Here is a 23043-nt window from a genome sequence, read left to right as displayed (position 1 = left end):
ATACTAAAACCAAATTGTATTTAGCTATCTAACGACTTATATAATGTTGGTAATTTTTAACAAAATCATCATTAAAAATTTTCCTTTAAGTCAAGGTGAAATAATAGGGCGATGTTTAAATACTATTAAAAATTTAGACCAACCTTTCTTTTTTTCTCCCAAAAACTAAAAAAATTGGACTCCTTATTTTTTATGCTGAATTAAAAAATAACTTTCTAGTTTTAATGATCTTTTAGTTGAATATTTTTATACGCTTCTTGCACCAATAATGCTCCGTATTTACGTTCTAAATGCCTTATTTTAAAGTGAGCCGTTGCCATTTCTTGAAAATGATTCACAAATACAAAATTTAAAGACGCGCCACCAATAGCGCCAATTACAGGAATAGCTTGTGCCAAAAATTTCTCACTAATTAATAAACTTAATTGTGTAGCAATTTTGGATATAAAATTTGTAATTACATTAGAGCCTACTGAACTTACGCCCTTTACAAGTGCATCAAGACCAATTTTTACTCCGCTTGCGGATATGTTTTTTAAAGCAGAACTTAATGCTATTCTTGTAGTATAATAACTAGATTCCATTCCATCATCTTTATCAGAATCACCTCCTAAAGCAAAAACTTCTAAACAAGCCAATTGCCCTTCTAAGGTATAAATATCTTCTCCCTCACTACGCGCAATATCTAAAATTGTACGCATTATAAATTTTGTAGTTACAGTTAATTCTGATGTAAAAATTAAAGTTCCCAAACCTGTAGCAGCACCAAAAAAACCACTTACAGCTCCAGAACTTGTTACAATTGCTTTATAGGTAGTTTTAGAGGGTTTTCTGAATTTTTTATTTTTCTGTATGGTTATTAAATTGGCTTTTATAACACCTAACAATACAGATTTTGTGACTTTTTGAATTTTTGCCAACGCCTTTTCCGGAATATAATTAATTCCATCTTCTATAGTATTACCTATCTTATTTACATTTCTAATAGCCCAACCTAAGTTATTCATTGTTTGTTTCGCTTTTTTTAAAGCTTCCAAATCTTCTGTTGACAATTGTTGAAACGTTACATCTTTACTCATTTTCTACCTTAAATTACTTATTGTTTCTTTGTCTTTATAATGCACTACGTGACTATCTATTTTATAAATCTAACGAAAGTATTTTACCAATTTAATTCTTAACATTTTTATTTTATTATTTAAAATAACCCTTGTTGAAAAGGAACTTCCGTTAATATACTAGCTACATTACTTTCTTTTTTATTTGAAAATAAATCTGTTGAAACAGGATATGCAATGAACTCTTGTTTTGTAAAAGTATGAAGTAACTCTTTAATTTCTACTTCTTCTGTGCTATGCAACCATTTTCTATAATCTGATGGATCTAAAATTAAGGGCATTCTAAAACTTCCTAATTTATTTGGCGTATTATGTATTTCTTTAAATAATGAATTTGCTTCTGTAGTAATTATAGAAGCAGTATATGTTGGTATTTTTGCCAAGGTATCTACAATTGAATAAATACCTGCAAAAGCAATTAAATTGTGATTTTTCTCCTTAAAATAATACGGAATTTTCTTTTGAATTCCTAATGCAGCATGAGGTTCAAACAAGCCATCTGCCAATATCAAACATCGTTGCCTCCTAATAAACTGACTAAAAAAATCACTTGTAAACAAACGTTCTTTTGTTGCGTTTAATGTATTGGTTTTTATTAAAAATTCTTTTCTTTTTGTAATATCATAATTTGTTGGTAAAACGCCCCAAGTGGCATGTTCTATCAATGTTGGATGGTCTTGTTTTACGATGGCTAAATTCTTTGTTTCCCATCCATTAAAATGATAATATGGTTCATATTGCAAAGGGTTGTTAAAAATCATTTTAGATTTTTTTTCTAATTCTTTTAAAGACTTGGTTAAGGAAATATGGAAACACATAATTTTTTAATGATTTCGAAAGCTCATGTATTCAAATATAACAAATGTTCATTACATAAGAACAGTCTATATTTATATACTTTTTTTTTAATATTAAGTATAGATACTACTTTTACTTCACTATAAAAAACGCTAGTTTCAATTTAAAAATTAAAGAAGTCAGTAAATAAAGTCAAATCTTTAAAGACAACAAATGCGGTATTGTTATAAATATAATTAAATGACAAAATTTTCTAGAGTTTGCTGATAGGTCTAAAACGGATGAAAATTGCAAGTAATACTTAGCAAATATTAAACTAAAAAGATGATTTTAAGGTGTTAAATGTGGTCCAAAAAAAGCTCAAAATAAGAATAGATTTTTCACAAACTTGTAAAATTTATTCTCAACAAAAATTAGAAAAGCCATATAAAGTAATAGAAGAGTCCAATAACTGGTATTTACAAATCGATAAAAAATATAAATTTAGTATCTATAGTGCTTAAACAAATATTTTACCAGCCAAAAAAAAATTAAGTAAGCTATTTATTAATATTCTAAACCTCAATTTGCAAACCATCAAAAGCTAAAAAAACATTTTCTGGAAGTTGTTCAGAAACTATTTTATGAAAGCCCAACTTATGACTAATATGAGTAAAATAGGTTTTTTTTGGTTGTAATTCTGCTACAAGTTCTAAGGCTTCTTGTAGGTTAAAATGAGTAGGATGTTCTTGTATTCTAAGTGCATTCACAATTAAAACATCTAAATTTTTTAACTTCTCCTTTTCCAGATTATCAATTTTTTTTACATCCGTTAAATAAGCAATATTGTTAAACCTATACCCTGTAATGGGTAAATTACCATGCAATACTTTTATAGGTATAACTTTTAAACCCTCTAAAACAAAAGGAGAATTATCTACAATATTTGCACGTACTGTTGGCGCTCCTGGATATTTATTTTCTTCTTCAAAAATATACTGAAATCGTTGTTGTAAACTCTGTAAAACCCTAGCATTTAAATAAATAGGCATCTCTCCTATTTGATAACAATAGGGACGTAAATCATCTAAACCTGCCGTATGATCTGCATGTTCATGTGTAAATAAAACGCCATGTAAAAAAGGTACATTTTCTCTCAACATCTGTTGTCTAAAATCCGGACCACAATCTATTACATAAGAAAACGTATCCCAAGAAATTAAAATTGAACTACGTAAACGCTTGTCTTTTAAATCCTTAGACAAACAAACCGGATCATTACTCGCAATCATAGGAATTCCTTGTGAAGTACCTGTTCCTAAAAAGGTAATCTTAAATAATTTTTTCTGCAAACTCATTAAAACAAAAATAGTATAAAAATTGACTGATAGCGCTCTATTTTAGTACATTTGTTTTCACCTTATCTAATAAAAAAAAATATGGCAATATCTTTAAGAGGAGATCAAGAGATTAGTAGTGTTCCAACTACTAAGAGTAAAGCATTAAGAATTAATTTAAACACAGATATTTACGGAACATTTGCAGAAATTGGTGCGGGTCAAGAAACCGCGCGTAATTTCTTTAGATCTGGTGCAGCTTCTGGTACCATTGCAAAAGCTATGAGTGCGTATGATAAGGATTTTTCTGATGCCATTTATGGTATGGAAGAAGACAAGAGGTATGTTACACAACCTCGTTTACAAACAATGTTGCGTCATGAAATTGATTTAATTGAAGACCGTTTAAGTAGAAATAAACATCCAGAAAAATTATTTTTTAGTTATGCAAATACAGTTACTACCATAGATTTTGCTAGACAATTTAAAGGTCATGGTTGGGTTGGTATTCGCTTTCAATTAGATCCTTTAGAAGGGTATAATGAAATTGTATTGCACTTACGTTTTAAAGAAACCGATGCTCGTTTACAACAAGAAACATTAGGTGTTTTGGGTGTGAATTTAATTTATGGTGCATTTTATTTAAATGACAATCCTAAGGAATTGGTAAAATCTTTTTATCATAATTTAAATAATGATCAGCTAGAAATAGATATGATTAATTTCTCTGGACCAAGATTTATGTATGTAGACAACCGTTTAATGAGTTTACAGTTACTTAAATATGGTATGACAAATGCCGTAATGTTTGGCCCAGACGGAAACAATTTATTACCAGCACAAGTATTATACAAAAAAAACATATTAGCTTTAAGAGGTAGTTTTAGACCGGTAACTAAAGTAAATATGGATATGTATGAAAAATCTAAAAAACTTTTTCTAGCAGAAAATAAAGTTGATGAGAAAAAAACACAAGTTATTTTTGAAATTACCCTCAGTAATTTAACTTCTGAAGGTAAAATTAATGAACGTGACTTTTTAGATCGTGCAGAATTACTATGCTCATTGGGCCAAAATGTAATGATTACCAGCTTTCAACAATACTTTAAATTGGTAGAATATTTTAGTGAATTTACCAAAGAAAGAATGGCATTAGCCATGGGAGTTTACAACCTTATTCAAATTTTTGATGAAAAATATTACCGCAATTTAAGTGGTGGAGTCTTAGAAGCTTTTGGTAAATTATTTTACAGAGATTTAAAAGTATATATGTATCCGTATCATGACAAAGCAATGGATAGCATTATTACTAGCGAAAACTTAAAAGTGCATCCTAGAATGAAGGAATTGTACAAACACTTTAAAAACAACGGTAAACTAATTAATATTGATGATTACGATCCAGAAATTTTAGATGTATTTTCTAGAACTGTCTTAAAAATGATTATTGACGGAAAAGAAGGTTGGGAAGAAATGTTGCCAGAAGGAATTGCAGAAATTATTAAACAAAAAAGATTGTTTGGTTATTCTAGACCTAGAGTAAATGATTAATTTACAGTAAACCTTTCATCAAAAAAAAGAATAGAGAATAACGTATCATTTTAATTAAAAATAGATAGTAAGTCCATTTTTACTAAGCTTTTTAGAATAAATATGTGTAATTGACAGAAGAATCCATTTTAATAGCACAATTAAGTAATGCTAAAACAAAAGAAAAAGCGTTTAAAGAATTAATAGCTCTTTACAAAGAACGTTTGTATTGGCATATACGTAAAATTGTAATTTCTCATGATGATGCAGATGATGTATTACAAAACACATTTATCAAAATTTTTAAAAATATTGATAAATTTAATGAGCAAAGTAAGCTATTTTCTTGGATGTATAGAATTGCAACCAATGAGTCAATTACCTTTATTAATAAAAGAGCAAAAGAAAGAAAGCTAGATATTGATGATTATCAACAAGAATTATCTTCAAATTTAGCTGAAGATGAGTTCTTTACAGGAGAAGAAATTCAACTTATTTTACAAAAAGCAATTGCCACGTTGCCGCAAAAACAGCGATTGGTTTTTAATATGAAATATTTTGATGATTTAAAATATGAAGAAATTTCAGAAATATTAGAGACCTCTGTAGGAGCCTTAAAAGCCTCTTATTTTCATGCCGTTAAAAAAATAGAATCCTATATCAAAGAAATATCAAATTAAACCTTTTAAGAAAAAAAAGGTCTAACCAATAGTATGAGAGATAATATTAAAAATAGCGAAAATTTTGTAACAACTGTTTCTGGGAAAGAAACGGGTTTTGCAACGCCTAAAAACTATTTTAAAGATTCAGAATTGCGGTTTTCTAGTTTTATATCAGAAGAAAAACTACCAAAAGATGTTTCTTTTAAAACACCCTCAAATTATTTTGATACCTTAGAAGATAGTATTTTAGAAAAAATAAATTTACCAGAAAAAGAAGTAAAAGTAATTACTTTACAACAAAAATTGTGGAGACTTATACCTGTAGCTGTTGCTGCCAGTTTAATACTCTTTTTTAGTTTAAATCCGTTTAGTGCAAAAGGAGTTTCTTTTGAAACTATTGCAGATAACGATATTGAAAACTGGTTTAATGATAGCGCAATAGAAATTAATACAGAAGATATTTCTTTTGTTTTCTCTGATGAAGATTTATTAGATGACACTTTTTCTTTAACCTCCATTTCAGATACCTCTTTAGAAGAATACATTATCACTTTAGATAATAGTGCTATTTTAAGCGAATTAAATTAGCGCTATTACTAGAGGTAAAAAATAAAAATTATGAAAAAATTATACTATATTTTATTATGTACTGCTTTTTATAGTATTTCCTTAGTTGCTCAAAGTAATAACCAAGAAGGCAAAGATAAAATCAAAGCTTTAAAAGTAGCTTATTTTACAGAACAACTAGAATTAACAACCAAAGAAGCACAAGAATTTTGGCCACTTTACAATGCCTATGATCAAGAACAACGTCTTTTAAGACATGAATTTAAAACAAAGTTAAAAGCTGCTATAAATAAAGCTGGTAAAATAGATTCTTTATCAGATGAAAGTGCAGAAAATTTAGTGTCTTTAAAACTAAATATTGATAAAAAAAAGTACGATTCACAAGTAAAGTTTTCATCTAAAATAAATAAAGTAATCTCTTATAAAAAGATTTTAAAACTGCAAATTGCAGAAATTGATTTTGGAAGAAAACTCATGAAAAAATATAAACGGGGTAAAAAATAAGATTAAAAAAAAATAACCTTACCCCTTTTTTTTACAGGATAAGACTATTTCTTTTTAATTTGCTCTCGTAAATTTTTTGAATATAATTTGTAAAAATAACATTACTGCTTTCATTGTTAGCTAAAGGCTAACAACCTGCTTTTTGTTGTTTAAAAAAAAATGGGGGATTTCAATATCTACTTGTAATTAAACTACCTAATTAAAGCCATACAAGAATACAATTCTGGTTTGTTTGCTGTAAACTGTTTTAACCAAATTGTTAACTCTTCTACCTCATAAGGCAATAATAAATTTAATGCCTTTTCTAATTCTTTATAAAATAACTCTGAATTAAAACTAACTTTTTTAAGTATTGTTTTTGTGTACTCAAACATTGCTCTAGCCATTTTTTAAAAGTATAAATATATTAATATAAACGTATACTAAATCGATTTAGTATAAAAATGTAAATAAACTTTAAAACTATTATTTTTACATTTTAACAAATCTGATATTTACAAATTTAACAAAAAAACCATCATCAAAATTGATAATGGTCTTAAAAAATGTTTAAAAACTGTTAAGATTATAAATTATTAATCTTTTCTACTAAAGTTTTTGCTTTTACTTCTAATTCTGCGTTAATTGCTTTAAAATGAGCTTTTTTATTTTCTACATTTTTAGCATTTAACTTTTCTATTAAACTATCAAAAGCTAAAATAGCTTCATCGATAATTGCTTCAGATTTTTTAGAATCATCTTTAGGATTTAATAATTCCCAAACATAACATTCTTCAATAATATCACCTAAAGTATAGTTTATATCTTTTTTTAAGTTTTTTATACTTGCCATAATCTTTTATATTTTAAAAGTGCAAATTTAGGTTTTTTATTTAAAAGAGCCCCATAACTTCTTTTATATTTGAAACTGTTCTATAATCAGCCGCTTCTTGCTCTTTTTCTGATATTTTTTCATGAGCCCAAGTTGTATGAAAAGGAACATGTATGGCAGATGCCCCAATTTCTAACAAAGGTAAAATATCCGACTTTAAAGAATTGCCAATCATTAAAAATTCTGAAGGGTTGATATCTAAATGTTGTATCAGCTTTAAATAATCTGTAGGTTTTTTATCACTCATTACTTCTATATGATGAAAATAATGAAGCAGATTAGATTTTTCTAACTTACGTTCTTGGTCTAATAAATCTCCTTTTGTTGCTACAATTAATTTGTATCTATGTTGCAAACCTTCTAATACATCATCAATTTCTGGCAATAATTCTATTGGTTTTTCTAACATCTCTTTACCAATATCCAAAATCTTACTAATAATTTTCTGATTTATGTTATAATTAGAAAGTTCTAACGCACATTCTATCATCGATAAAATAAAACCTTTAATTCCGTAACCGTATAGTTTTAAGTTCTCTATTTCTTTTTTAAAAAGCTCTTGATCTATTTTATTTTCCGTTTCATATTGAGATAATAATTTCGCAAATTGATGTTCCGCATCTCTAAAATAGGTTTCATTTACCCACAACGTATCATCTGCATCAAAAGCAATTACCTTTATATTTTTATACATTTTAAGATTATTTTTTCAAAAACGCTATGGCTTTTTCTAAGTCTTCCGGGGTATCAATACCAACAGCTTCTACAGATGTTTCTACCATTTTAATTTTTTTTCCTATTTCTTGGTAACGAATTGCTTCAATTTTTTCAGCAGCTTCTAAAGGAGTCATTGGTGTATTGTAAAAATCAATTAAAGCTTGTTTTCTAAACGCGTAAACACCTTTGTGTTTGTAATATTTTACATTAATATTTGTGTCTCTATGATACGGAATTACACTTCTAGAAAAATATATTGCTAAGTTATTTACGTCTGTAATTACTTTTACATTATTTGTATTTTCTATATCTTCTTTATTGGTAATTTCTACTTTTAAAGAAGCCAAATCTATTTCTTTTTTGGTATCTTTTTTAAATACGTCTATCAATTTTGATAAAGAAACTTCATCTATAAACGGTTCATCTCCTTGTACGTTTATCACTATATCTGCATCAATATTTTCTACCGCTTCTGCAATTCTATCAGAACCACATTCATGTTCCTTTTTACTCATTAAAACATTGCCACCAGCATCTGCAATATTTTTAAAAATAACATCAGAATCTGTTACTACATACACTTCATCAAACAAATTAGTATTTACAGAAGCTTCATAAGTTCTTAAAATAACCGATTTTCCTGCTAAATCTTTCATCAGTTTACCAGGAAAGCGAGCTGCATTATACCTAGCGGGAATCATTGCAATAATCTTCATACTTATTTTATATAAAATTGTAATTATTAATTTATACTTGATTTTTATTCTCCGCTATAACTTACAAAGTTTCTAGCTGTTTCGTATAAAGTAATTTTTAAATCTAAATCTATTGGTAAATGTTGTCTTAATTTATCATATATCACAATAGAAATATTTTCTGCTGTAGGATTTAATTCTTTAAATTCAGTTACTTCTATATTCAAATTTTTATGATCAAAAGCATCTTCAATTTCAGTTTTTATCAAATCTCTTAAAATACCTAAATCATATACAAACCCGGTTTCTTTATTTATTTCACCTGTTAGCGAAACTGTTAAATTGTAATTATGACCGTGATAATTAGGATTGCTACATTTACCAAAAACAGCATAATTTTTTTCATCAGACCATTCTTTTCTAAAAAGTCTGTGTGCTGCATTAAAATGTGCTTTTCTATGAACCGTTACTTTGGGCATATTACAATTTTTAAAATTTAAGGTTTAAAATTCTTAATTTTTTGATAAGATTCTTGAAAAATAATTTTAAACCAAGCTGTATATTCAGCAGGATTTTTTACTATATCATTTTTTACATCTTCTAAAAGCATCCATTTAAATGCTTCTACTTCTTCTTTATTAATGTTTGGCGCTTCATCAAAATAACCAATTAATACATGATCTAACTCATGTTCTGTTAAACCATTATCAAAAGGTGCTTTGTAAATAAATGAAAAAACTTCTTGTAATTGGGTAGTAAATCCCATTTCTTCCTGCAATCTGCGTGTACCTGCTGCTATATTTGTTTCTCCATCTCGTTGATGAGAACAACAGGTGTTTGTCCATAATAAAGGCGAATGGTATTTGCATGCTGCTCTTTGCTGCAATAAAAGCTCTCCTTTCTTATTAAAAACAAATACCGAAAAAGCGCGGTGTAAAAGTGCTTTTTCATGAGCCTCCATCTTAGGCATTAACCCAACTTTTTGGTCGTTTGTATCAACTAAAATTACATGTTCTTCCATTATTACAAAAATAGGGAATGAAGTAGCAATAAATCATAAAAAAGCATTAAAAACAATCAAATTTATTTATTCTTTTATTTTGATGATTTATCTTTGAAGCAATAAAAAGAGCGCTGTTTTCATGAAAATCCTTATAAAATTACTTTTAACAACCATTATTTTCTCTCTGTATCAATGTAAAGCAGATGCATCAACAAAAAAACAATCAGAAGAAACTGTAATACAAAAGAAGAAAGATTCTATAAAAAAGAAGTTAGAAAAAAAAGTTGCAAAACGTTGGGACAGTTTAAATAAAGATAATGTTGAAGCTTTTTTTACCGAATATGGCAAAAAAAACAAAGAAACTAAAGTTTTAATTAAAACCCATTTTGGAAACATTAAAATTCGTTTATATGAAGATGTACCTGTTCACAGAGCTAACTTTATCTTTTTAACTAAAATAAAATACTTTAATACCACCGTAATTTATAGAGTTGCTAAAAACTTTGTAATTCAAGGAGGAAATTCTGATGAAACCTACACACATAATCAAAGAAGATTGTATGGTAATTATTTAATAAAACCAGAATTTCGAAAAAACAGAAAACACAAATATGGCGCTTTGGCTGCCGCAAGACAATGGGAGAAAAATCCTGATAAATTATCTAGTCCTTTTGAATTTTATATGGTACATAGCAGAAAAGGGGCTCATCATTTAAACAACGAGCATACGGTTTTTGGAGAGGTAATTTATGGTTTTAGCACCTTAGATAAAATATCTAAAGTTAAAGTAGGCGTAGATGAATGGCCTATTGATGATATTAAAATGACTATTGAGATTATAGAATAATGTAGGCTTAAGATTTTAAAAAACAAGATCCATAAATACTTAAAAAGAAAAATAAAAAAATGAACGATTTAAAAAGTAAAAAAGCAATTATTACCGGTGGCGGAAAAGGCCTAGGTAAAGCAACTGCAATTGCATTTGCTAAAGAAGGAATTGATATTGCTATAACCGGTAGAAATGAAAAAGTTTTAAAAGAAACAGTTTCTGAATTAGAAACTTATGGCATTAAAGCGATGTATTCGGTATTTGATGTTGGTAATTACGAGCAAGTAAAAACCGGTATTAAAAGTATTATAAATACTCTTGGATCTGTAGATATTTTAGTAAACAATGCAGGAATTGCTGCCTTTGGCACTTTAAATGACATGGATGTTAAACAATGGGAACAAATTATTCAAACCAATGTTATGGGCATGTATTATGTAACTAAAGAAGTGTTACCATACTTAATAAATCAGAATGTGGGTGATATTATCAATATATCTTCAACAGCAGGATTGTCTGGAAATGCAACCACTTCTGCCTATTCTGCATCAAAATTTGCTGTAATTGGCTTGTCAGAATCTTTAATGAAAGAAGTTCGTAAAAACAATATTAGAGTGTGCACTTTAACGCCAAGTACCATTGTATCAGACATGACAATAGACCTTGGTATTGCTAATAAAGATAGTGAGGATAGTGTTTTACAACCAGAAGATTTTGCAGAATTAATTGTAGCTGGCTTAAAATTACCAAGAAGAGCCATGTTAAAAGGCGCTTCTTTATGGTCTACAAATCCTTAATGAATAAAAGCAAGATAAAAGTAGTACATCACAATTAAATACACTGTTAAATAAGCGCAAGTTCTAAAAGCTTGCGCTTTTTTTATTCTAGCGCATCATCACCCTAATTTCACTATAAAATATTGCATATAAAATGTATCTTTGCACCACAAATTTTGTAGATGACTTTTTTAGAAGAAATAGAACGCAGAAGAACCTTTGGAATTATCTCGCATCCCGATGCTGGTAAAACAACCTTAACAGAAAAGTTATTACTTTTTGGGGGCGCAATTCAAGAAGCAGGTGCTGTAAAGAATAATAAAATAAAAAAAGGCGCAACTTCCGATTTTATGGAAATTGAGCGTCAACGTGGAATTTCAGTAGCTACATCCGTACTTGCTTTTATCTACAAAGACAAAAAAATAAACATTCTAGATACTCCTGGTCACAAAGATTTTGCAGAAGATACTTTTAGAACTTTAACGGCTGTAGACAGCGTTATTGTTGTAATTGATGTTGCCAAAGGTGTAGAACCTCAGACTGAGAAATTGGTAGAAGTTTGTAGAATGAGAAGCATACCCATGTTGGTATTTATCAACAAGTTGGATAGAGAAGGAAAAGATGCTTTTGATTTATTAGACGAAGTTGAACAAAAACTAGGTTTAACCGTTACACCAATGAGTTTCCCTATTGGAATGGGATATGATTTTAAAGGAATTTATAATATCTGGGAAAAGAAATTAAATCTTTTTTCTGGTGATAATAAAACCTCAATTTCTGATGGTGTTGAGTTTGATGATCTATCAAACCCAGAATTAGATACTATAGTTGGTAAAAAAGCTGCTGATACTTTACGCGAAGAAATAGAATTAATTAGTGAAGTATATCCAGAATTTGACAGAGATGAATACCTGAGCGGTTCGCTACAACCTGTATTTTTTGGTTCTGCTTTAAACAATTTTGGAGTAAAAGAATTATTAGATGCATTTATAGAGATTGCTCCTGCTCCACTTCCAAAGAAAGCAGAAGAGCGTTTAATAGATTCTAAAGAGAAAAAAATGACTGGTTTTGTGTTTAAAATTCATGCTAATATGGATCCGAAACACCGAGATAGATTGGCATTTATAAAAATTGTGTCGGGTGTTTTTAGAAGAAATTCTCCTTATTTACATGTTAGAAACGGTAAAAAAGTAAAATTTTCGAGTCCGAATGCATTTTTTGCTGAGAAAAAAGAAATTGTAGACGAATCATTTCCTGGAGATATTGTTGGAATTCATGATACTGGTAATTTTAAAATTGGAGACACACTAACTGAAGGAGAAATCCTTAATTTTAAAGGGATTCCGAGTTTTTCTCCAGAACATTTTAGGTATGTAAATAACGCAGACCCAATGAAATCTAAACAATTATACAAAGGTTTAGACCAATTAATGGACGAAGGTGTTGCACAATTGTTTACCTTAGACATGAACGGAAGAAAGGTTGTTGGTACTGTAGGAGCACTACAATATGAAGTAATTCAGTACAGATTAGAGCATGAATACGGTGCTAAATGTACTTATGAAAATTTAAACGTTCACAAAGCTTGTTGGGTAGAACCAGAAAATATTAAGAATAATGAGTTTAAAGAATTTAAACGCGTTAAGCAACGTTATTTGGCAAAAGACAAACAAGGTCAGTTAGTATTTTTAGCTGATTCTGAATTTACAATTCAAATGACTCAGAGCAAATATCCAACGGTAAAACTGCATTTTACGAGCGAGTTTAAAAAATAACATGATGAAAAAACTACTATTATTTCTTTTTACGGCAACCTGTTTACAGACATTTTCCCAAACCTACAATTTAGCAGATTTTGAGCCCAAAGAATTACATAATAGTATTCGTTTAAATTATATTTTAGTACAACAACCAAAAGACCAAGTTATTAATAACGGCATAGAACCTACAATGGGTTTTATAGGTTTAAATTACAACCTTCCCTTAAATGATTGGCTATATACAGGTGTTGGTTTTCATACAGCAATTACAGGAGATCAAGGTGGCCTTTTTACCTTAGGTGTAAATTTAGGAGTAAACTTTCCTATCTATAAAAATCTTTATTTTGATGCAAATGTGCACTTTGGTGGTGGTGGTGGATACCGCTCTCTTGTTAATGGCGGTGGAATTATCTATCCGAATGCAGGTTTACAATACAAAAAAAACGGATACGCAATTGGTGTACAATATGGGTATGTAAATTTCTTTACCGGTATTCAAAAAGATGATAATGTTTCTTTTTTTATAGAGATTCCTAGTACTTTAAGAATGGCTTCTTATAAAGATGCTCAAAAAAAGTTTACTGTTAACAATGACTCTAAAGATGAATTTTGGACCAAACCGGCCGTTAAAAGTGTACAACAAGTAACGTTCGATTTTTTCTTTCCTTTTGGAGACTCTAGAGCGGATACTAGTACAATTCCCATAAATAAACCAATCACAAATACATTGTCTCTTCTAGGTTTTGAATACCAACGGTATTTAACTGAAAACATGTTTATTTATGCTCATGTAGATGCCATGTATAGTGGTTTAACTGCTGGTTTTATGGACATGTTTTTTGGAGTTGGAAAAAACTTTATCGAAACTAAATATGTTAATTTCTTTGCAAAATTTGGAATAGGAGCTGCTGGTGGAAGAATATTTGCAGAAAATGGATTAACCATGTATCCTAGTGCTGGGTTTGATATAAAACTAACAGACAAATTTGGTCTTAGTGCCCATGGTGGTTATCACCGTTCTATTGGAGGAACTTTTGAGGCGTATACTGCTGGTTTTAGTTTAAAATATTATGGTTTAAGTGGAGGAACAAAAGATCCTTTTACGGGTGAAAAAGTAGTAGAAATAAATACTCAAGCCATACAAGTTGCTGTTCAAAATCAATCTTATTTTGATGTTGCAAAATTCGGAATTCCAGACAGTAATTTACAATTAATTGCTATAAAAGTAATGTATGATATTAATAAACGATTCTATTTAGCAGGTGAAGCTTCTTTTGCTTACGAAGGAGAATCTGGAGGATATGCACATGGTATTTTTGGTTTGGGAGTAAAATCTAACAAGTTCGCAAATAATAAATTGTCTTTATTTGCAGAAGCTGCTGCAGGAGTTGCTGGTGGTGGTAGAGTAGATTCAGGTGAAGGTATTTTAGTAAGACCAACTGCAGGAATCAATTTTCATGTAAATGATGATTTCGCTTTTCACGTTTCTGGCGGACAAATGTGGTCTCCTTATGGAAACGTAAACTCATCGAATATAAACATTGGGTTAAGCTATGGATTTTCTATACTAAATGCTAAAAAATAATTAATGCTGAATTGATTTCAGTATTCTTTTAATACAAAAACCTTAATACATTTTAAGGTTATAATTAATGTCGGTTCGAGCGCAGTCGAGAACTATTAAATGAATAAAACCTCTCGATAGAGTTCGAGAAAACAAATAGTAAATTAGAGAATATGAATAACGGAATTTATGCAAAATTCACCACAACAAAAGGTGATATCTTAGTACAATTAGAACACGAAAAAACTCCTGGAACTGTTGGTAACTTTGTTGCATTGGCAGAAGGAAATTTAGAAAATGCTGTAAAAGCACAAGGAACTCCATATTATGATGGATTAAAATTTCATAGAGTTATTCCAGATTTTATGATTCAAGGTGGTTGCCCTCAAGGAACCGGAACCGGAAATCCTGGATATAAATTTGATGATGAATTTCACCCAGATTTAAAACATGATGCTCCAGGTAAATTAGCGATGGCAAATTCTGGCCCAGCAACCAACGGAAGTCAATTTTATATTACCCACGTTCCTACTCCTTGGTTAGATGGTAAACATACCGTTTTTGGCTCTGTTATAGAAGGACAAGATATTGTTGACGCAATTGCACAAGGTGATAAACTAACATCACTTGAGATTATTAAAGTTGGCGCAGAAGCAGAAGCTTTTAATGCGGTAGAAGCGTTTAGAAAATTTGAAGGATCTAGAGAAGCACGTGAAGCAGAAGAAAAAGCAAAACAAAAAGAATTGTTAGATTCTGTTGCGGCAGGTTATGATGAAACCGCAAGCGGATTACGTTACCAAATTTTACAAAAAGGAACAGGAAAAAAAGCGACAAAAGGCGCTGGAGTTTCTGTACATTACAAAGGTCAGTTATTAGACGGTACTGTTTTCGATTCTTCTTATAAAAGAAAAGAACCAATCGATTTTAATGTTGGTGTAGGTCAAGTAATTTCTGGTTGGGATGAAGGTATTCAATTATTACAAGTAGGAGATAAAGCTCGTTTTGTAATACCTTCTAATTTAGCTTACGGTTCTGCAGGTGCAGGAGGTGTTATTCCACCAAATGCAACACTTATTTTTGATGTAGAATTAATGGCTGTAAAATAATCCTAATTACTTTTTAAATATTTTAAACCTCAAAACTTTTTCAAGTTTTGAGGTTTTTATTTAAACATGTTTTCTTTTTACTTTATAGCATAAAAAAATATAACTTCGCTACTACTGTTATTTTTTCAATAAATAAAATGTACTAAACAAAAATGGAGCAAAAAACTTGGGAAAAGTTATACAAAGATTCCTTACAACTCACAAAACCAACATAGTAAGCAATTGATTTCTCAAGAAAACATTGCTGAAATAAAACCTTTAACCCTTTCAGTAATACAATCTTTTTTAAAGAAAGGAGAGGTACATATTGGTTTAAAAACATATATAAATAAGGAGTTAAGGAACGATATAACGGAAAAAATGTTATTATTTCCGCCATCAGAAAACGACACTTTAGAAACCTGGTCTAGAAAAATTTTTGGTAAAGAAAAATTTGGAATGGTCTTTAATTATGTAGAAGAATATAGTAATTCATTTGCTGAAAAAGCTGCCACAATTGTAAGTCCTTTGTTAGCACTCTCCGGATTACCATTAGAAGGAATTTCATTCCTATTCTTTATGGGAAATTATGGATTTACTCCTTTTGGTGTGCATAAAGAAGCTGTTGGAGAAGAAGGAATTCTTTTCCACCTTGGCCCAGGAAATAAACAATTTTATACTTGGGATGATCCAAAACATAACAAAATAGCACATAATACTCAGGTATTTCATAATATTGAACAAATGCTGCCCATGGCTAAATGTTATGAATTAAAACCTGGTGATGCCATGTTAATTCCTCACAGAGTTTATCATATTGCCAATACTTCAGAATTTTCTGTAAGTTTTGTGATGGACTATGTAAATGCACCTACAGACAGGTTTGAAAATGATTTATTGAAGGATACGTCTAAAGAAAAGATAACCATCAATAACAAGTATCAAATTCCTTTAAAAATCAACAGTCCACGTTCTGAATGGAAAAAACAATTAAACCATAAATCTATTCAACAAAAAATAGAGCTTGCTTTCGAAAGAAAAATTCTTGCTTTAAAAAGTAATGGTGGAATTTTAAGAAAATCTAAAATAAAAAGTGGCTTTCAATTTCCAAATGGTTCTTTTTCCATAAAAGGAAAACCTATTTTTCCTATGTTTGTTGAAATACAATCCACTGATAAAGATTTAATATTTGCAAGAGGACATCGAATTGTAAAAAAACATCATCCAAAGTTGGTAGAAATCATAGAAGGTTTAAATAAGGGTAAATCAATCAAATTAGAAACAATAAAAGAAACCTTATTACCGTCATGGGATTTAATTGAGTTATTGGGTTTTATAGGAGAATTACTTCAAATAGAAGCCATTGTTATTGACAATAAAGAATAAATAGTATCCATATATATTTGGTACAACTAAAATAAAAAAGCTTAATTATGATAAAAAACAATAGATTCTACTATCATAGACAAACTTAAAAAGCTCTCCAAATGGAGAGCTTTTTACATATATTTAAACTAAAATAGCAAACTAGATATTTGCTGCTAACCAGTCTCCTACTTCTTTTGTACCGTAAGATTTTCCTCCATCTGCTAAATCTTCAGTAACAAAACCTGCATCTAAAGCTTTATTTACGGCTGCTCTAATTGCTTTTCCTTCTTCTTGTAAACCAAAGTTTTCAAACATCATTGCTGCAGATAAAACAGTAGCCATTGGATTTGCAATATTTAAGCCTGTTGCTTGTGGATAAGAACCGTGTATTGGCTCAAACAAAGCATTTTCAGTTCCTACAGAAGCCGAAGGCATTAATCCCATAGAACCAGAAATAACAGAAGCTTCATCTGTTAAAATATCTCCGAATAAGTTTTCTGTAATTAACACATCATAACTATTTGGCCATTGTACCAAACGCATTGCAACTGCATCTACAAATTCATAAGAAACCTCAACCTCTGGATAATCTTTTTCCATAGCTTGTACAGTTTCTCTCCATAAACGAGATGTTTCTAAAACGTTTGCTTTGTCTACGCAACATAATTTCTTAGAACGAGTCATTGCCAATTCAAAACCTTTTACAGCCAATCTTTGTACTTCTGCTCTTGTGTAAACACAATTATCAAATGCTGTTTCTCCTTCGTCTCTTCTACCTTTTTCACCAAAGTAAATACCTCCAGTTAACTCACGTAAAAAAACCAAATCAGTTCCTTCTATTCTTTCTCTTTTTAAAGGAGATTTATCTAACAATGATGGAAACGTAAATGTTGGTCTTACATTTGCAAATAAACCTAATTTTTTACGCATTTTTAACAAACCTTGCTCCGGACGAACCGTTGCAGAAGGATCATTATCATATTTAGGATGCCCAATTGCACCAAATAAAACAGCGTCTGAAGCCACACAGATATCATGTGTTGCATCTGGATAAGGTTCTCCTACTGCATCAATTGCAGCAGCACCTGTTAAAGCTGGATTCCAAGTAATTTCGTGGTTAAATTTGGTAGCAATTGCATCAGATACTTTTACTGCTTGGTCAATTACTTCAGGTCCTATTCCGTCTCCTGCTAATAATGCGATTTTTAATTTCATATTTTTAAGCTTTTAGCTGTTAGTTATTGGCCATTGACACAATATACAGCTGATAATTTATATTTTATTTTTATTATTTATATCCATTTAACAAGGTTAAGAACTTATAATTAGGTCTCTTCTCCTATCAAACAGATACTCTTTTTAATTTATTTCTTCTTCAAAAATGTTCTCAATACTATTTTTCTTATAAAATCGAAAATCACTCGAACTGACAGACTGAAAACTGCTTACTTTATTAAATAATATTCAGCATTTTCTCTGTGGCTTTAATTGCAGATACCGTTTGATCTGAATCTAAACCATGAGTTATAAATTCTTTTTCTTCTCTTCTCCAAGTAATAATTGTTTCACACAAGGCATCGGAATTACTTCCAGGAGGAATTCTTACAGCATAGTCAATTAGTTTTGGCAAGGCTTTTTTACTATGTGTTTTATATAGTTTTTTTAAGGCATTCATAAACGCATCAAATTGTCCGTCTCCTTGCGCATGAGCTTCGTATTGCACACCTTCTACAATTAACTGCAAGGTAGTTGATGGCTTCATTCCTTTAGCATGTCCTAAAACATAATTTTCTACAACAACACGTTTTTCTATGGTGTCACTGTCTAAAACATCAGAAATAATATAAGGTAAATCTTCTTGAGAAACTACCTCTTTTTTATCCCCTAATTCAATAATTCTTTGTGTAACCTTTTTTAGCTCTTCATCATTTAAGCTAATACCCAAATCTTGTAAATTTTTCTGAATATTCGCTTTTCCGGATGTTTTACCTAAAGCATATTTACGTTTTCTACCAAATCGTTCTGGCATTAAATCATTAAAATACAGGTTGTTTTTATTGTCTCCGTCGGCATGAATTCCGGCAGTTTGTGTAAACACATTTGCTCCTACAACAGGCTTGTTTACAGGAATACGAAAACCAGAAAAAGTTTCTACAAGCTTGCTAATTTTATTTAATGCTTTTTCATTAACCTTGATTTTTACATCCGTTAAAAAATCATTAATTACAGCAATAACACTTGCCATTGGTGCATTTCCTGCACGTTCTCCCATTCCATTTATGGTTAAATGCAAACCATTTACACCAGCTTTTACAGCTTCCATTACATTGGCAACTCCTAAATCATAATCATTATGACCATGAAAATCGAAATGCGTTGTTGGGTATTTCTTGTAAACTTCTGAAATAAATTTAAACGTTTCATCTGGCGTTAAAATCCCTAAAGTATCTGGCAATAAAACACGTTCTACATTTTGAGCCGTTAAGAAATCTAAATATTGAAAAACGTATTCTTTAGAATTACGCATTCCGTTAGACCAATCTTCTAAATACACATTGGTTTTAATACCATGCGAAGCAGCCAACTCAATATTAGCCTTAATGTCTGCAAAATGTTGTGCTGGTGTTTTTTTAAGTTGATGGGTTAAGTGATTTAAAGAACCCTTGGTTAATAAATTCTGGACTTTTGCTCCAGCGGCTAGCATCCAATCGATAGATTTTCCTCCATCAACAAAAGTTAACACTTCTATGTTGTCTATAAAACTAGTTGAAGTAGCCCAAGAAGTTATTTTTTTAACCGCTTCTAATTCACCTTCCGAAACTCTGGCAGATGCAATTTCTAAACGATCTACCTTTAGTTCTTCTAATAATAATTTTGCGATTGTTAATTTTTCAGAAACTGAAAACGACACGCCTGATGTTTGTTCTCCATCACGCAGTGTCGTATCCATTATTTCAATCTTTCTCTTGGTCATTTTATCAAATGTAAAAAAAAAGTAATTTGTAATTTTTAATATTTATTTCAATTTGTCATTTCGACTTTAGGAGAAATCTAATCACGTTAAAAACCAAAATTATAATACTTTCTGTGATTTCTCCCTTTGGTCGAAAAGACAAAACGGAGGTGTAAATCAAAGGTTTAATTATTTCTTAGGTTTGTTTGATCTATGATAACAATCTAAAAGGGTCTTGTTTCAGCAAAAGCAGAAATTTCGTTTTCGATATTTTTTAAGTAATCGATATCATCAAAACCGTTTAACATATTGTCTTTTTTGTAAGTGTTTATTTCAAAAGTTTCAGACTCGCCAGTAGCAACTAACGTTACCGTTTGGTTGGGTAAATCTACTTTAATTTCTGTTTTAGGATCTGCCATAATTGCAGCGAATAAAGTATCCGCAAATTCAGCAGAAACCTGCACAGGTAAAACGCCTACATTTAAACAGTTTCCTTTAAAAATATCTGCAAAAGCAGAAGAAATAACACAACGTAATCCAAAATCGTACACAGACCAAGCTGCGTGCTCTCTAGAAGAACCAGAACCAAAGTTTCTACCTCCTACTAATATTTTAGAACCTGCATAAATTTCTTTGTTTAAAGGAAAATCTGCTTTAGGAGTTCCGTCTGAATTATATCTCCAATCGCGGAAAAAGTTTTTATCAAAATCTACACGCTCAGTTGCTTTTAAGAAACGAGCAGGAATTATTTGATCTGTATCTACATTTTCTGTAGGTAAAGGATATGCTGTACTTGTTAGTACGTCAAATTTATCGTAAGCCATATTTTAAGTATTCAGTCTGCCAGAATTCAGTTGGCAGTCATTATATTTATTTTAAATTTTATTTCATTAGCAGAACATCAGTTTTTGACTGAAAAACTACTTACTGCTAACTGCAAACTATACCAAAAGCGTTCTTGGATCTGTAACAACGCCATTAACGGCAGATGCTGCTGCTACTAAAGGTGATGCTAATAAGGTTCTAGATCCTGGTCCCTGTCTTCCTTCAAAGTTTCTGTTTGATGTTGAAACAGATAATTTTCCTGAAGGAATTTTATCATCATTCATTGCCAAACAAGCCGAACAACCTGGTTCTCTTAAAACAAACCCTGCGTCTGTAATAATTTTATCTAAACCTTCTGCTTTTATTTGATCTACCACTTTATGAGAACCTGGTACTAACCAAGCTGTTACATTAGGTGCTTTTTGTCTTCCTTTTACAATAGAACAAAAACCTCTAAAATCTTCTATTCGTCCGTTTGTACAAGAACCTAAGAATACAAAATCAATTTCTTTACCAATCATAGAATCACCTTCGCTAAAAGACATATATCCTAAAGATTTTTTATAAGTATCTACTCCACCTTCTACATTTTCTGCCAAAGGAATCGATTTTGTTACGCCCATTCCCATTCCTGGGTTTGTTCCGTAAGTAATCATTGGTTCAATATCTGCTGCATCATAATTAAATTCTACATCAAATTCTGCGTCTTTTTCTGTATACAGCGTTTCCCAATATTTCATGGCTTTGTCCCAATCTGCTCCCTTAGGAGTTTGAGCACGACCTTTTAAATATTCGTATGTTTTAGCATCCGGAGCAATCATACCTCCACGTGCTCCCATCTCTATAGATAAGTTACACACAGTCATACGACCTTCCATAGACATGTCTTCAAAAACATCTCCTGCATATTCAACAAAATATCCTGTTGCACCAGAAGTTGTTTGCTTAGAAATAATATACAAAGCAACATCTTTTGGCGTTACACCTAAACCTAATTTTCCGTTTACGTTAATACGCATTGCTTTAGGTTTTGGCTGCATAATACATTGTGTAGACAATACCATTTCTACTTCAGAAGTACCAATACCAAAGGCAATAGCACCAAAAGCACCATGCGTTGATGTATGAGAATCTCCACAAACAATTGTTGCTCCAGGTAAGGTAATTCCGTTTTCAGGACCTACTACGTGTACAATTCCGTTGTTTAAATCCCCTAATCCCCAGTGAGAAATACCGTGTTTTGCAGCATTTTTTTCTAAAGCATCTAACTGATTTGCAGATAAAGGATCTGCTACCGGTAAATGTTGGTTTATAGTTGGTGTGTTGTGATCTGCAGTTGCGAATGTACGCTCTGGATATACCACATTGTTTCCTCTACTTTCTAATCCTAGAAAAGCTACGGGACTTGTAACTTCATGAATAAAATGACGATCTATAAAAAACACATCTGGTCCGTCTTTAACTTGACGAACAACGTGTGAATCCCATACTTTGTCAAATAATGTATTTGCCATTTGTTTGTTCTTTAATTATTTAAATGATAATCAGCTACCAAAAATAAGAATTTATTCTGCTTTAAGTACTAGTAAATATTTATGAACATTATACCCAACTGTTAAACTTATCTTTATACTACTGAAAAACAGTAAATTAACCTGTTTAAAAATACGATGTCTATTTAATTTATAGGGTATTTATTTTTTGTGATCATCTATTAGTATTATTTCTATAAAAGTGATAAAATGTTTCTTAAAATCTTAAAATAAAGTCCTCATTAGAATGACAAACTACATGTAAAAATGCAACCGTTTGTCATTTCCTCAGAACGACAAAACAGTAACGAGAAATCTGATTATGAGATTCCTCTTCGTACCTCATTCGGAATGACAAAACTAAACGTAAAACAAAACTAGTTGTCATTGCTAGGAACGAAGCAATCTTTTTCTTTGATTAACAAATCATAAAATAAAGTCCTAACTTAGAATGACAAACTACATGTAAAAATGCAACAGTTTGTCATTTCCACAGAACGACAAAACAGTAACGAGAAATCTGATTATGAGATTCCTCTTCGTACCTCATTCGGAATGACAAAACTAAAC

General features: G+C 30.5%; 23 protein-coding genes. 10 read left to right on the top strand and 13 right to left on the bottom strand.

Annotation, left to right across the window (positions count from 1 at the left end; all coding sequences use genetic code 11):
• Positions 1-221: 221 nt before the first annotated feature.
• The 3 genes from ACSHW5_RS12450 to ACSHW5_RS12440 form a co-directional block, all read right to left on the bottom strand.
• On the bottom strand, positions 222-1079 hold the full coding sequence (locus tag ACSHW5_RS12450) for an EcsC family protein (RefSeq protein ID WP_435676468.1): 858 nt from the start codon (positions 1077-1079) through the stop codon (positions 222-224).
• Positions 1080-1198: 119 nt separating this feature from the next.
• Positions 1199-1936 carry an SOS response-associated peptidase gene (locus tag ACSHW5_RS12445; protein WP_435676467.1) on the bottom strand — a complete coding sequence of 246 codons (738 nt, stop codon included), beginning with the start codon at positions 1934-1936 and terminating at the stop codon, positions 1199-1201.
• 534 nt (positions 1937-2470) lie between these two features.
• Positions 2471-3253 (bottom strand): MBL fold metallo-hydrolase, encoded by a 783-nt coding sequence (locus ACSHW5_RS12440; RefSeq protein ID WP_435676466.1) that lies wholly within the window; start codon positions 3251-3253, stop codon positions 2471-2473.
• Positions 3254-3334: 81 nt separating this feature from the next.
• Here ACSHW5_RS12440 and ACSHW5_RS12435 point away from each other — a divergent pair, with 81 nt between their 5' ends.
• The 4 genes from ACSHW5_RS12435 to ACSHW5_RS12420 all read left to right on the top strand — a co-directional run bounded on the left by ACSHW5_RS12435 (position 3335) and on the right by ACSHW5_RS12420 (position 6495).
• Positions 3335-4783, top strand: a complete 1449-nt coding sequence (locus ACSHW5_RS12435; RefSeq protein ID WP_435676465.1) for a TonB-dependent receptor — start codon at positions 3335-3337, stop codon at positions 4781-4783.
• Positions 4784-4893: 110 nt separating this feature from the next.
• Positions 4894-5442: an RNA polymerase sigma factor gene (locus ACSHW5_RS12430; protein WP_435676464.1), complete on the top strand. Its 549-nt coding sequence runs from the start codon at positions 4894-4896 to the stop codon at positions 5440-5442.
• 33 nt (positions 5443-5475) lie between these two features.
• Positions 5476-6012 carry a hypothetical protein gene (locus tag ACSHW5_RS12425; protein ID WP_435676463.1) on the top strand — a complete coding sequence of 179 codons (537 nt, stop codon included), beginning with the start codon at positions 5476-5478 and terminating at the stop codon, positions 6010-6012.
• 30 nt (positions 6013-6042) lie between these two features.
• On the top strand, positions 6043-6495 hold the full coding sequence (locus tag ACSHW5_RS12420) for a sensor of ECF-type sigma factor (protein ID WP_435676462.1): 453 nt from the start codon (positions 6043-6045) through the stop codon (positions 6493-6495).
• A gap of 191 nt (positions 6496-6686) precedes the next feature.
• Here the strand turns inward: ACSHW5_RS12420 and ACSHW5_RS12415 are convergent, their stop codons facing one another.
• The 6 genes from ACSHW5_RS12415 to idi form a co-directional block, all read right to left on the bottom strand.
• A complete protein-coding gene (locus ACSHW5_RS12415; RefSeq protein WP_435676461.1) occupies positions 6687-6881 on the bottom strand; it encodes a hypothetical protein in 195 nt (64 codons plus the stop codon).
• A gap of 179 nt (positions 6882-7060) precedes the next feature.
• Positions 7061-7327: a hypothetical protein gene (locus ACSHW5_RS12410; protein WP_435676460.1), complete on the bottom strand. Its 267-nt coding sequence runs from the start codon at positions 7325-7327 to the stop codon at positions 7061-7063.
• A 40-nt stretch (positions 7328-7367) separates the two neighbouring features.
• Positions 7368-8060: an HAD family hydrolase gene (locus ACSHW5_RS12405; protein WP_435676459.1), complete on the bottom strand. Its 693-nt coding sequence runs from the start codon at positions 8058-8060 to the stop codon at positions 7368-7370.
• Between the two features lie 7 nt (positions 8061-8067).
• On the bottom strand, positions 8068-8799 hold the full coding sequence (kdsB, locus tag ACSHW5_RS12400) for a 3-deoxy-manno-octulosonate cytidylyltransferase (RefSeq protein ID WP_435676458.1): 732 nt from the start codon (positions 8797-8799) through the stop codon (positions 8068-8070).
• A 44-nt stretch (positions 8800-8843) separates the two neighbouring features.
• On the bottom strand, positions 8844-9257 hold the full coding sequence (locus tag ACSHW5_RS12395) for a 6-pyruvoyl trahydropterin synthase family protein (RefSeq protein ID WP_435676457.1): 414 nt from the start codon (positions 9255-9257) through the stop codon (positions 8844-8846).
• Positions 9258-9274: 17 nt separating this feature from the next.
• The gene (idi, locus tag ACSHW5_RS12390) at positions 9275-9799 is read right to left on the bottom strand and encodes an isopentenyl-diphosphate Delta-isomerase (protein ID WP_435676456.1); all 525 of its coding nucleotides are present in this window, start codon (positions 9797-9799) and stop codon (positions 9275-9277) included.
• A gap of 121 nt (positions 9800-9920) precedes the next feature.
• On the opposite strand from idi, the gene ACSHW5_RS12385 reads away from it, so the two are divergent.
• The 6 genes from ACSHW5_RS12385 to ACSHW5_RS12360 all read left to right on the top strand — a co-directional run bounded on the left by ACSHW5_RS12385 (position 9921) and on the right by ACSHW5_RS12360 (position 17181).
• A complete protein-coding gene (locus ACSHW5_RS12385) occupies positions 9921-10628 on the top strand; it encodes a peptidylprolyl isomerase (RefSeq protein ID WP_435676455.1) in 708 nt (235 codons plus the stop codon).
• 59 nt (positions 10629-10687) lie between these two features.
• The gene (locus tag ACSHW5_RS12380) at positions 10688-11407 is read left to right on the top strand and encodes a 3-ketoacyl-ACP reductase (protein WP_435676454.1); all 720 of its coding nucleotides are present in this window, start codon (positions 10688-10690) and stop codon (positions 11405-11407) included.
• A gap of 161 nt (positions 11408-11568) precedes the next feature.
• A complete protein-coding gene (locus ACSHW5_RS12375) occupies positions 11569-13161 on the top strand; it encodes a peptide chain release factor 3 (protein WP_435676453.1) in 1593 nt (530 codons plus the stop codon).
• A 4-nt stretch (positions 13162-13165) separates the two neighbouring features.
• Positions 13166-14731: a hypothetical protein gene (locus tag ACSHW5_RS12370; RefSeq protein WP_435676452.1), complete on the top strand. Its 1566-nt coding sequence runs from the start codon at positions 13166-13168 to the stop codon at positions 14729-14731.
• A 152-nt stretch (positions 14732-14883) separates the two neighbouring features.
• Entirely contained in the window at positions 14884-15816 is a 933-nt protein-coding gene (locus ACSHW5_RS12365; protein WP_435676451.1) for a peptidylprolyl isomerase, read from the top strand.
• Between the two features lie 222 nt (positions 15817-16038).
• Positions 16039-17181 carry an RNA methylase gene (locus tag ACSHW5_RS12360; RefSeq protein ID WP_435676450.1) on the top strand — a complete coding sequence of 381 codons (1143 nt, stop codon included), beginning with the start codon at positions 16039-16041 and terminating at the stop codon, positions 17179-17181.
• A 141-nt stretch (positions 17182-17322) separates the two neighbouring features.
• Here the strand turns inward: ACSHW5_RS12360 and leuB are convergent, their stop codons facing one another.
• From leuB to leuC, 4 genes are all read right to left on the bottom strand, one after another.
• On the bottom strand, positions 17323-18378 hold the full coding sequence (leuB, locus tag ACSHW5_RS12355; RefSeq protein WP_435676449.1) for a 3-isopropylmalate dehydrogenase: 1056 nt from the start codon (positions 18376-18378) through the stop codon (positions 17323-17325).
• 238 nt (positions 18379-18616) lie between these two features.
• Positions 18617-20137, bottom strand: coding sequence for an alpha-isopropylmalate synthase regulatory domain-containing protein (locus tag ACSHW5_RS12350; protein WP_435676448.1), 1521 nt, complete (start codon positions 20135-20137; stop codon positions 18617-18619).
• A 203-nt stretch (positions 20138-20340) separates the two neighbouring features.
• The gene (gene leuD / locus ACSHW5_RS12345) at positions 20341-20940 is read right to left on the bottom strand and encodes a 3-isopropylmalate dehydratase small subunit (RefSeq protein WP_435676447.1); all 600 of its coding nucleotides are present in this window, start codon (positions 20938-20940) and stop codon (positions 20341-20343) included.
• A gap of 117 nt (positions 20941-21057) precedes the next feature.
• Positions 21058-22455: a 3-isopropylmalate dehydratase large subunit gene (gene leuC / locus ACSHW5_RS12340; protein ID WP_435676446.1), complete on the bottom strand. Its 1398-nt coding sequence runs from the start codon at positions 22453-22455 to the stop codon at positions 21058-21060.
• Between the last annotated feature and the right edge of the window lie 588 nt (positions 22456-23043).

The sequence above is a fragment of the Polaribacter sp. genome, assembly GCF_051251875.1.
Lineage (GTDB): Bacteria > Bacteroidota > Bacteroidia > Flavobacteriales > Flavobacteriaceae > Polaribacter.
This window is presented reverse-complemented; position numbering and strand designations above follow the sequence as displayed.